The sequence below is a fragment of the Methylorubrum podarium genome (assembly GCF_022179745.1).
GTDB classification, from domain to species: domain Bacteria; phylum Pseudomonadota; class Alphaproteobacteria; order Rhizobiales; family Beijerinckiaceae; genus Methylobacterium; species Methylobacterium podarium.
On record NZ_BPRD01000042.1, the window covers coordinates 1 to 9541 of the forward strand.

Below are 9541 nucleotides of genomic sequence, written 5' to 3' on the forward strand. Positions count from 1 at the left end.
CCGCGAGGTCGGCGGCCGTCAACGTCGGCACGATCCCGCCCTCGAGGCTCCGGGTCATGGTGATCGTCCCGCCTAGCGACAGGAGGAGGATGCGGGGGAGGGACATTCTTTTAAGATATCCTCGAATCGGGCCGGCTCACCGCGCGTCGCCCAGCACCGCCTGAACCAGCGCCAGCACCGCCACCGCCGCGGTATCCGCCCGCAGGATGCGCGGACCGAGCGAGAGGGCGACCGTGTTGGGGCGGGCGGCGATCAGGGCGCGCTCCTCCGCGTGGAACCCGCCCTCCGGGCCGACCAGAACCGCGAGCGGCGGCGGGCTCGCCGGATCGGCCGCGCCGCGCAGGGCCGCCACCGGGTCGGTGACGGGGGCGTCCTCGTCGCAGAAGACGAGCAGGCGCTCGGCTTCGAGCGCATCGAGGCAGGCGGGCAGGCGATCCGGCTCGCCGATCTCGGGCACCGAAAGAATCCCGCACTGCTCGGCCGCCTCGATCGCGTTGGCCTGCAGGCGGTCGCGCTTGATCCGCTCCCCTTGGGTGAAGCGGGTGAAGACCGGCTGGAGGCGGCCGGCACCCATCTCCACCGCCTTCTGCGCCATGTAGTCGAGTCGCCCCGTCTTCAGCGGCGCGAACAGGTAGTGCAGGTCGGCCGGCGCCGGCTGCGGCCGGGTCTGCGCCACCACGCGCAGGTCCGCGCTCTTGCGGCCCTGCGGCACGATCTCGGCGCGCCACTCGCCGTCGCGCCCGTTGAACAGAAGGACGGGCTCGCCCTCGGCGCGGCGCAGCACGGTGAGCAGGTAATTGGCCTGCGCCCGCTCCAGTGGCAGGACGCGCCCCTCCGCCAGATCCGCTTCGACGAAGAGGCGCGGGGCGGTGAAGTCGTAAGCAGCCATGGTCTCTCGCAGCCGGGCCCGTCTCGTCGCGTGGCCGCCCCAGCCTGTCAATCGGCCGGCCGGCCCCCGATCACCGATGCAAAAAGGGCACGCGACCGATGTTTCGAAAGGTTTCCCACCTCCGCGGCCTCCGGGCGGCGGAACGCACCATTGGCGCCACAATCCCGTGCGCAGAAGACTCCCGCATCGAAACACTTCAAGCCCCTCTGCTGGATCCGCGGCGCGCGCCGCCGGGGAGCCGGGCCGGGCGGGCGCTGCGGGATCGGGGGCACACCCGTCGCGGCATGCGGGGAGAAGGACCGGGCCGAATGTCTGCCAGGATGACTGCACCGACGAAGACCGCCGCCGCTCTGCTCGGCCTTGTCCTGCTCAGCGGGCCGGTGCTGGCCCAGGGCATGGGCGGCATGGGCGGGATGCCGCTGCCGTCGATGGATACGCCGGCCGAGCCGGCGCCCTCGGCCGGCGCGCCGATGAGCATTCCCGCACCGATGGCTCCGGCCGCCCCGGCCCAGTCCGTGCCGCAGCAAGCAGGCACCGATTGCGGCGCGATCCAGAAGACGCTGATCGAGCGCAAGAACCTCGTGGCCAAGGCCAACGCCGCCTCGAATTCCAAGAAGAAGATGACGCCGCAGGAGGCCTGCGCGCTGTTCGGCCAGCTTCAGGCCAACGGCAACACCGGCATCAAGTGGATCACCGCCAACAAGGAATGGTGCTCGATCCCCGATTCGTTCTCGGAAGGCTTCAAGGCCGACCACAACAAGGTCGGGGCGATCCGCACCAAGGTCTGCGGCATCGCCGCCCAGGCCTCGAAGATGGAAGCCCAGGCCAAGGCCCAGGCGCAGAACGGCGGCGGCGGTGGCGGCCTGCTCGGCGGCCCCGGGCTCTCCGGCAGCTTCTCCATGCCGCAGGGTGCGCTCTAACCCGCCGGCCCCTTCTCCGGCGTTGCCCGCCCCGTCCGAGCCCGGTTCCGGCCGCGTCGCCGACGCGGTCGCCGGCCATTGGGCCGACCGGCTCGCGCCGGCGGCGGCGCGCCCCTACCTGCGGCTCGCCCGGATCGAGCGGCCGATCGGCTGGTGGCTGCTGCTGCTGCCGTGCTGGTGGTCGGCGGCCCTGGCCGCGGTCGCTGCCGAGAATCCGGGCCCCCATCCCGGCCATCTCGCGCTGTTCCTGGTCGGCGCGGTGGCGATGCGCGGGGCCGGCTCGACCTACAACGACATCGCCGACCGCCGGCTCGACGCGCAGGTCGAGCGCACCCGCTCGCGCCCGCTGCCTTCCGGGCAGGTGACGACGCGCCAGGCCGCCGCCTTCCTCGTGGCGCAGGCGCTGGTCGGCCTCGCGGTGCTGCTGCAGTTCAACACGACCGCGATCCTGGTCGGCATGCTCTCGCTGGCGCCGGTGGCGATCTACCCGTTCATGAAGCGGGTGATGCCGATGCCGCAGGCGGTGCTCGGCCTCGCCTTCTCCTGGGGCGCGCTGATGGGCTGGGTCGCCGTGTTCGGCCGCCTCGACCCGCCGGCCCTGTGGCTCTACGCGGGCACGGTCGCCTGGGTCGTCGGCTACGACACGATCTACGCGGTGCAGGACATCGAGGACGACGAGATCGTCGGGATCCACTCCTCCGCCCGGCTGTTCGGGGCGCGGCTGCGCCTCGCCGTGGGGCTGTGCTACGCGCTCACCGTCGCGCTGTTCGTGCCGGCTCTGGCCGGCGCCGGGGCCGGGCTCCTGGGCTGGGTCGGGCTCGCGCTGTTCGGAGCCCATCTCGCCCGGCAGGTGGCACTGCTCTCCGAGCGCGACGGCGCGCGCGCCCTGGCCCTGTTCCGCTCGAACCGCGACGCGGGCCTCATCCTGTTCGCGGGGCTCGCCGCCGACGCCCTGTGGCAGGGTCTGGGCTGATTCGGCCGTGGCGGGGACCCGTTCCCGCGCCATATCCCGGAGCATGACCCAGTCAGATCCGCACCGACAACCCGACGACGCCATCGCCGAGGGCGCCCGCGCCCGGTCCCAGGGCCGTCCGCGCGACGCCTGCCCCTATCCGCTGGATTCGCCCGAGCGCAGGGCCTGGCTCGAGGGCTACGACGGCTCTCCGGCCGACCGTGCGCCCGACCAGCCGCTCGACAACGGCTGACCCGCTTTCTGGCAGATCACTTCGGGTTTGGCCTTCCCTCCGCCATCGCGAGCGGCAGCGAAGCGATCCAGGGCGCGCCCTGTCCGGAAAGGTCGCGCTCTGGATCGCCACGGCTTCGCCTCGCGATGACGGAGGGAAACCGAAGGGATCCATCGGATGGTGTATGACCCGCTCAGCCCCGCGAGATGATCTCGCTCTCGCCCCGGTGGATGCAGGGCCGGGCCGGGAGGCGGGCGGTCTTGCGCCGCACGAGGAAGCGCGGGCGGCGTCCGCTGAGCGCGGCGTGGCGACGGCGCTGACGTCCCTTTCCGAGCACGACCGGGCCGAGCTGCTGCGAGACCGGGACGATGCCGCCGTCCTCGCGCAGGAGCATGCGGGCGAGGCCCCCCTTGCTCGAAATGTCGCGCCACACGGCGACGACATCCTCCTCGGGGAACGGCCCGAGCCGCATCGTCACCTCGCCCTCGCCGTCGACGAGGAGCAGGGCGAAGCGGTCCTCGCCGCAGGCATCTGCCGCATCGTCGGCGAAGGCCAGCGCCACGCCCGCCGGGGCGGTGCCGCCGGACATCGCGCCGAGAACCGGCAGCGGCGTCGCCCGAACCTCGATCCGGGGCGCGACCGCTTCGTCCTCGCAGCCGGGCCGACAGTTCAGATTCGCGATGTCGAAAGTCATCATCGGTTCGATGCCCTATCCCGTGTCGCGGTCTCTGTCGGACGCGCTGATCTGACAAGCACAGTGCCGGTCGTCTCCCCCAAGGCGCCTTAAGAGTGAGCGTTAAGCGTTCGTGGATCGAGCCGAGATCTGCCGGATGCTCAACGGACCCTTGCCGGGATTGGTGCAAATCGCGGTAACCGTCTCCGCGCGCCGCGGCGGCGCGGCCGCCCGCCGCCGAAGCATCACCGCCCGCGGTGCATTGCTGCGTGTTGCGAAAACCATGACCACTTTTCCGGTCGATGCCCTAGAACGAAGGGGCGTCGGCGCCGTTCAAACGGCATGAGGCCGGCCTCGCACGAACGGCTCCGACCGGATCCATGACCCAGACGACATCCTCTTTCGCGGCGCTGCGGCCCGTGCTGCACGACGTGATGCGGGAGGCCGCCGCGCTCGCGCTGCCCTCCTTCCGGACGGGGGCGCATACGAGCGCGCGGGTCTGGTCGAAGGCCGGCGGCTCGCCGGTGACCGAGGCGGACGTCGCCGTGGACGCCTTCCTCAAGGTGCGCCTGTCGCAGATCGAGCCGCGGGCGGCCTGGCTCTCGGAAGAGACCAGCGACGACCCGGTGCGGCTCGGACACGACCTCGTCTGGATCGTCGATCCGATCGACGGCACCCGCGCCTTCCTCTCCGGGCATCCGGACTGGTCGATCGCGGTGGCCCTGCTGTCGCGGGGCGAGCCGGTGGTCGGCGGCGTCTTCGCGCCCGCGACGGAGGAGTTCTACGAGGCCGTGGCCGGCGAGGGGGCGACCCTCAACGGGGCGCCCATCCGCGTCGCGCCGCAGGAGAGCCTGGACGGCGCGCGCGTCACCGGCCCGAAGCCGTTTCAGGACCGCCTGCTCGACGGCGCGGCCCGGCTCGGGCCCCGGCCCACGGTGACGGTGATCGAGCGGGTGCCCTCGCTCGCCCTGCGGCTCGCGCGGGTGGCCGAGGGCCGGATCGATCTCGGTCTCGTCTCTCGCGACGCGCGGGACTGGGATCTCGCCGCCGCCGACCTCATCGTCCGCGAGGCGGGCGGGGCCGTCTGCGACCTGCAGGGCCGGCCGGCGGTCTACAACTGCCCGGAGCCGCGCCACGGCGAGCTGATCGCGGTGCCGCTCTCCCTGCGCGGGGCGGCGCTGGCGGCCCTGGACGCCTGATCGCCTCGGATTTTGCTCGACGCTGTCATCGCGAGCGGCAGCGAAGCGATCCAGGGCACTGCCATTTCCGGAGAGGTCGCGCTCGGGATCGCATCGGCTTCGCCCCGCGATGACGGATGTCGCACCGGTCCCTTCGATCCCGCGCGGCGCAGCCATCCCTGCTCCGGGACGGCCGCGGCTTCTACCGCGCGGTGTTCACCCAGCGCACGAGGTCGGCGAGGACTTGGCCCAAGGCCGCGTCGAGTCCGGCGGCGGCGCTCTGCGGATCGACCTTCTGCACCGGGACGCGCACGGTGAAGACGCGGGCGTTGACGACGCGTCCGCTGCCCTCGGCGATCAGCTTGGCCGAGAGGTCCACGACCGCCTCGCCGGTGCCGGAATTGATGTCGAACTCGCGGATCTCGCTGACGAGCTGATAGTCGGACGGCACCTTGTCGCCGGGCCGCGAGACCGAGCGCAACCGGCCGGTATTCTCCAGGCTCTGGATCACCCGCGTCTGGATCAGGCGCGGCAGGCGGTCGGCCCACTGGCCGCCGCCGAGGAAGGAGAGGGAGCCGCCGGGCTCGCGCACGATGATGCGGTCGGCCTCCATCGGCTGAAGGCCGACGGGCTCGGACACGACGATCGAGCGCGCCGCGCTCCCGGCCCGGGCCTGACCCGGCAGGGCGGCGAGATCGAAGGTGAGCGGCGTGCCCCCGCCGCAGCCGCCGAGGAGCGCGAGCGGCGCGAGAAGGGCGCCCGCGCGCAGGAAGCGGCCGGGGTGGAGGCGACCGGGCAGGGCAGGCGAGAGAGGAAGACGCGTCATACGCTCGGGCACCGTCCATTCGCTGTCGGGGAGGCTGACCTCCCCTCTAGCATGCGGGAGCATACGCCAACGCCCAAGCTGCGCGGTGCGTGCCGACACATTCCTTGGAAACGGGGCCGCTCAGCGGCCACCGTTGTATTCCGGCAACGACGGCTTGCCGCCGAAGATCACCTGCGACGGGTCGCGCTCCAGGCTCCGGGCGGCCCGGCTGAGGGTGTTGAGGGTGCGCTGGCCGTCGGTCGACAGCGCCTCGACCTCGCGCCGGCTCGTGCCCGACAGGCGGTTGAAGCTCGTCGAGATGTTAGCGGTGCGCTTGTCGAGGTTCTCCGAGAGCGCGCGGAACGCCTTGCCGGCCTCGCGCACGGAGATCGCCGCCTCGCGGATCTCGGCGAAGGTGCCCGCGCCCTGCTGACCCGAGGCCGAGCCGAGGAAGCCCTCGGCGCCCTTGAGGACGCCGTCGATCCGGTCGGCGGAGGCGCTGAGCTTGCCCGCCAGCGCGCGGGCGTCGTGAAGCCCGGCCTCGATGTCGGGGCTCGCGTTGGCGAGCGCGGTCGAGAAGGTCTCGGCGTTCTCGATCACCCGGTTGAGGCGCTGGCCGTCCACCGCCTTGACGAGGCCTGCGACCGAGGGGCCGGCCTCGGCCAGCGTCTTCGAGAAGGACTCGACGTTGGCGAGCGTGCGGTTGATCGCGCCCTCGTTGCCGGCCACGACCTTGTCGAGGCGCTGGAGCACGTCGTCGGCGCGCTGGGCGATCTGCTTGGCCGCCGCCATCATGTCCTGGATGTCGCTCGAATCGGCGAAGATCGTCGGCATCTTGTCGCCGGAGCCCGGCGTGAGGGCCGGCGCGTCGGCGCTGCCGCCCGAGAGCGCGATCTGCGAGACGCCGGTCAGCATCGCGGAATCGAGCCGCGCGCGGGTGTCGGCGCGCAGGGGCGTCGAGGGATCGACCTGCACCACGGCGACGACCCGGCGGGGATCCTGCGGCAGCAGGCGCACTTCGAGCGCCTCGCCGACCTTGATGCCGTTGAACGACACGGTCGAGCCCTTGGCGAGCCCCCCGACCGAGCCGGAGAACACGATGCGGATCGCCTGGGTCGCCTGTCCCCGGGAGCCGCCCTGGAGCCAGAACACGAAGCCGAAGGCGGCCAGGACGACGCCGATGGTGAAGGCGCCGATCAGCACATAGTTTGCGCGAGTCTCCATCGGCTCAGCTCTAATCCCGATCCGAGGGGGCGAAGCGGTGCGCAACTGCACCGTGGGCGATCATCCGGCCCTCACGGCGACGCTCACGCATGGGCGAAGCCCGGCTGCGCGGCGGCGGGGGCCGGGGTGGCGAGGGCGCGGGCGCGCTTGCCGTGGAAGTAGGAGCGCAGCCAGGGATGGTCGCTCGCCAGCATTTCCTCGATCGTGCCCTGCGCGATGATCCGGCCGTCGCCGAGCGCCGCGATGCGGTCGCAGGCGGTGTAGAGGCTGTCGAGATCGTGCGTCACCATGAAGACGGTGAGGCCGAGCGTCTTCTTCAGGGTCGAGACGAGGTCGTCGAACTCGCCCGCGCCGATCGGGTCGAGGCCGGATGTCGGCTCGTCGAGGAACAGGATCTCCGGGTCGAGCGCCAGCGAGCGGGCGAGCGCCGCGCGCTTGATCATGCCGCCGGAGAGTTCCGAGGGGTACTTGTCGGCCGCATCCGGCTTGAGGCCGACCATCTCGATCTTCAGGCGGGCGAACTCGTCGAGCAGGCGCTCGGACAGCTTGAGATGCTCGCGCATCGGCATCTGGATGTTCTGCTTGACGGTCAGGCCCGAGAACAGCGCGCCCTGCTGGAACAGCACGCCCCAGCGCTGCTCGAGCTGGCGCCGCCGGGCGACGGTGAGGCCGTCCACGTCCTCGCCGAAGATCTCGATCGTGCCGGAGCGCTTCGGCACCAGCCCGAGGATGGTCCGCGTCAGCACCGACTTGCCCTGCCCCGAGGGGCCGACGAATCCCAGGATCTCGCCGCGGCGGATGTCGAGGTCGAGCCCCTTCATCACCGTGCGATGGCCGAAGCCGACCACGAGGTCGCGCACGCGAATGATCGAGTCGCTCGGGGCAGCGTCTTGCCCCGCCGGGGACAGGTGAGGGATGGCCAAGGGATCGATCCGGATGTCGTCTGTCCGCATGATGCTAGAAATCGATCGCTGCGAAGAAGACCGCGAACAGGCCGTCCAGCACGATCACCATGAAAATTGACTTGACGACTGAGGCGGTGACGTGGCGCCCGAGCGACTCCGCCGAGCCCTCCACCGCGAAACCTTCGATCGTCGCGATGATCCCGATCGTCAGCGCCATGAACGGCGCCTTGATCAGCCCGACCGCGAAATGGTGGAACGATACCGCCGCCTGGAGCCGCGCCAGGAAGGCGTCGACGGTCATGCCGCCGTAGAGCGCGGCGGTGAGGCCGCCGCCCGCGAGCGCGGCGAGCGAGCCGAGAAAGGCCAGGATCGGCAGGCCGATCACCAGGGCGAGGATGCGCGGCAGGATCAGGATCTCGATCGGGTCAAGCCCCATGACGCGAAGCGCGTCGACCTCCTCGCGCATCCGCATCGAGCCGATCTCGGCGGTGAAGGCCGAGCCGGAGCGGCCCGCCACCATGATCGAGGTGAGGAGCACCCCGAGTTCGCGCAGGATCAGGAGGCCGATCAGGTTCACGACGAAGCTCTGCGCCCCGAAGCGCTGGAGCTGGAAGATGCCCTGCTGCGCGACGATGCCGCCGACGAGGAACGAGATCAGCACGATGATCGGCACGCCGCGCAGCGCCACCTGTTCGAGCTGGTTGACGAGGGCCGCCATGCGGAAGGTCTGCGGTCGGCGCGCGACGCGGCCGCCGGCGGCCACGACCTCGCCGAGGAAGGCGATGCCGGCGAGGATCTCGTTGCCGCCGCGGGCGACGCGCTGGCCGGTGGCGTCGAGGAAGCGCAGGCCGACGTTTCGGGTGTCGCGCGGGGCCGGCTCGGGCTCGCGCAGGCCCATCTCGCCGAGCAGGATGCGGTGCTCGGGCCGCGCCCCGGCATAGGCGAGACGGCCGCCCGCCGCCTCGATCTCGGCGCGGGTCCGCTCCAGCACCCAGGCGCCGAGGGTGTCGAGCCGGGCCAGCCCGCTGAGGTCCACCAGGACGGGGTGGCTGCGGCCCTGCGCGGCGATGCGCGCCGAGGCGCTCTCCACCGCCGGCCCCTGGTCCGCGGTCCAGCGGCCGTGCAGGATCACGCGGCCGCTGCCCGCATCGAGGTCCGCGCCCGCGGCCTCCGAGATGCCTGAGCCGTCTGCGATCCGCACGCGCCGCTCCCGCTTCCGCTCCAGCGATCTTGAAACGAATGTCTTACCAAGATGCGTCGAATCCGAGGCTTCGGGCTCGACGCTCCGGCGGCCCGACGCCGCCCCTCGGGGCGCTGCCAAGAGCGACCACCTTTTGCTCCGCCGAAGGGATGATCCCTTCGGGATCCCGGTCTCGGGATCGCAGCGGAAGCGTCGCCTATACCTGATGGGGCGAGCCGCTGCCAAATCGCCGGGGTTCGTGGAGGCGCCGCGCCCAGGCGACGAGGCCGAGGCCGGCGAGCGCCAGCGGCGCCATCATCAGGAAGGTCGCGGGGCCGCCGAGCGAGCGGTAGACCGCGCCGCAGGCCAATGTCGCCAGCGCCGAGACCAGGGCGGTCGAGGCGCCGACCGTCCCCTGCGCCCGGCCGCGGGCGCCCTCCGGCGCGAAGCCGGACACCGCCGCCATGACGCCGAGATGGGTCGCGCCGAAGGTGAGGCCGTGCAGCATCTGCAGCGGCAGGAGCAGGGCGAGGTCGCCGTCGGCGAGGCCGAGGCCCAGGGCCCGGAGCAGGGCGGCGCCCGC

The 9541-nt window shown here is 72.0% G+C and carries 12 protein-coding genes; 5 read left to right on the top strand and 7 right to left on the bottom strand.

The window, feature by feature from the left end:
• Positions 1 to 136: 136 nt before the first annotated feature.
• Positions 137 to 889 carry a 16S rRNA (uracil(1498)-N(3))-methyltransferase gene (locus tag MFF42_RS02145; protein ID WP_238254309.1) on the bottom strand — a complete coding sequence of 251 codons (753 nt, stop codon included), beginning with the start codon at positions 887 to 889 and terminating at the stop codon, positions 137 to 139.
• A gap of 488 nt (positions 890 to 1377) precedes the next feature.
• Here MFF42_RS02145 and MFF42_RS02150 point away from each other — a divergent pair, with 488 nt between their 5' ends.
• The 3 genes from MFF42_RS02150 to MFF42_RS02160 are packed head-to-tail and all read left to right on the top strand — an operon-like array spanning position 1378 to position 3014.
• On the top strand, positions 1378 to 1809 hold the full coding sequence (locus MFF42_RS02150; RefSeq protein WP_238254323.1) for a hypothetical protein: 432 nt from the start codon (positions 1378 to 1380) through the stop codon (positions 1807 to 1809).
• Between the two features lie 22 nt (positions 1810 to 1831).
• Complete coding sequence (ubiA, locus tag MFF42_RS02155; protein WP_238254311.1) at positions 1832 to 2782, top strand: 4-hydroxybenzoate octaprenyltransferase; 951 nt, start codon at positions 1832 to 1834, stop codon at positions 2780 to 2782.
• 43 nt (positions 2783 to 2825) lie between these two features.
• Positions 2826 to 3014 (top strand): ribosome modulation factor, encoded by a 189-nt coding sequence (locus MFF42_RS02160; RefSeq protein ID WP_238254313.1) that lies wholly within the window; start codon positions 2826 to 2828, stop codon positions 3012 to 3014.
• Positions 3015 to 3186: 172 nt separating this feature from the next.
• On the opposite strand, the gene MFF42_RS02165 is transcribed toward MFF42_RS02160, so the two are convergent.
• Positions 3187 to 3690 (bottom strand): DUF6101 family protein, encoded by a 504-nt coding sequence (locus MFF42_RS02165; protein WP_238254315.1) that lies wholly within the window; start codon positions 3688 to 3690, stop codon positions 3187 to 3189.
• A gap of 133 nt (positions 3691 to 3823) precedes the next feature.
• Between MFF42_RS02165 and MFF42_RS02170 the strand changes: the two genes are divergently transcribed.
• Entirely contained in the window at positions 3824 to 4012 is a 189-nt protein-coding gene (locus tag MFF42_RS02170) for a hypothetical protein (protein WP_238254316.1), read from the top strand.
• 34 nt (positions 4013 to 4046) lie between these two features.
• Positions 4047 to 4865 (top strand): inositol monophosphatase family protein, encoded by an 819-nt coding sequence (locus tag MFF42_RS02175; RefSeq protein ID WP_238254317.1) that lies wholly within the window; start codon positions 4047 to 4049, stop codon positions 4863 to 4865.
• A 181-nt stretch (positions 4866 to 5046) separates the two neighbouring features.
• On the opposite strand, the gene MFF42_RS02180 is transcribed toward MFF42_RS02175, so the two are convergent.
• The 5 genes from MFF42_RS02180 to MFF42_RS02200 all read right to left on the bottom strand — a co-directional run.
• Positions 5047 to 5670 carry an ABC-type transport auxiliary lipoprotein family protein gene (locus MFF42_RS02180; RefSeq protein ID WP_238254318.1) on the bottom strand — a complete coding sequence of 208 codons (624 nt, stop codon included), beginning with the start codon at positions 5668 to 5670 and terminating at the stop codon, positions 5047 to 5049.
• 120 nt (positions 5671 to 5790) lie between these two features.
• Positions 5791 to 6873: an MlaD family protein gene (locus MFF42_RS02185; RefSeq protein WP_238254319.1), complete on the bottom strand. Its 1083-nt coding sequence runs from the start codon at positions 6871 to 6873 to the stop codon at positions 5791 to 5793.
• An 83-nt stretch (positions 6874 to 6956) separates the two neighbouring features.
• On the bottom strand, positions 6957 to 7796 hold the full coding sequence (locus tag MFF42_RS02190) for an ABC transporter ATP-binding protein (protein WP_238254320.1): 840 nt from the start codon (positions 7794 to 7796) through the stop codon (positions 6957 to 6959).
• A gap of 34 nt (positions 7797 to 7830) precedes the next feature.
• The gene (locus tag MFF42_RS02195) at positions 7831 to 8979 is read right to left on the bottom strand and encodes an ABC transporter permease (protein ID WP_238254321.1); all 1149 of its coding nucleotides are present in this window, start codon (positions 8977 to 8979) and stop codon (positions 7831 to 7833) included.
• 196 nt (positions 8980 to 9175) lie between these two features.
• The coding region (locus MFF42_RS02200) for an MFS transporter (RefSeq protein ID WP_238254322.1) at positions 9176 to 9541 on the bottom strand (366 nt) is incomplete at its 5' end.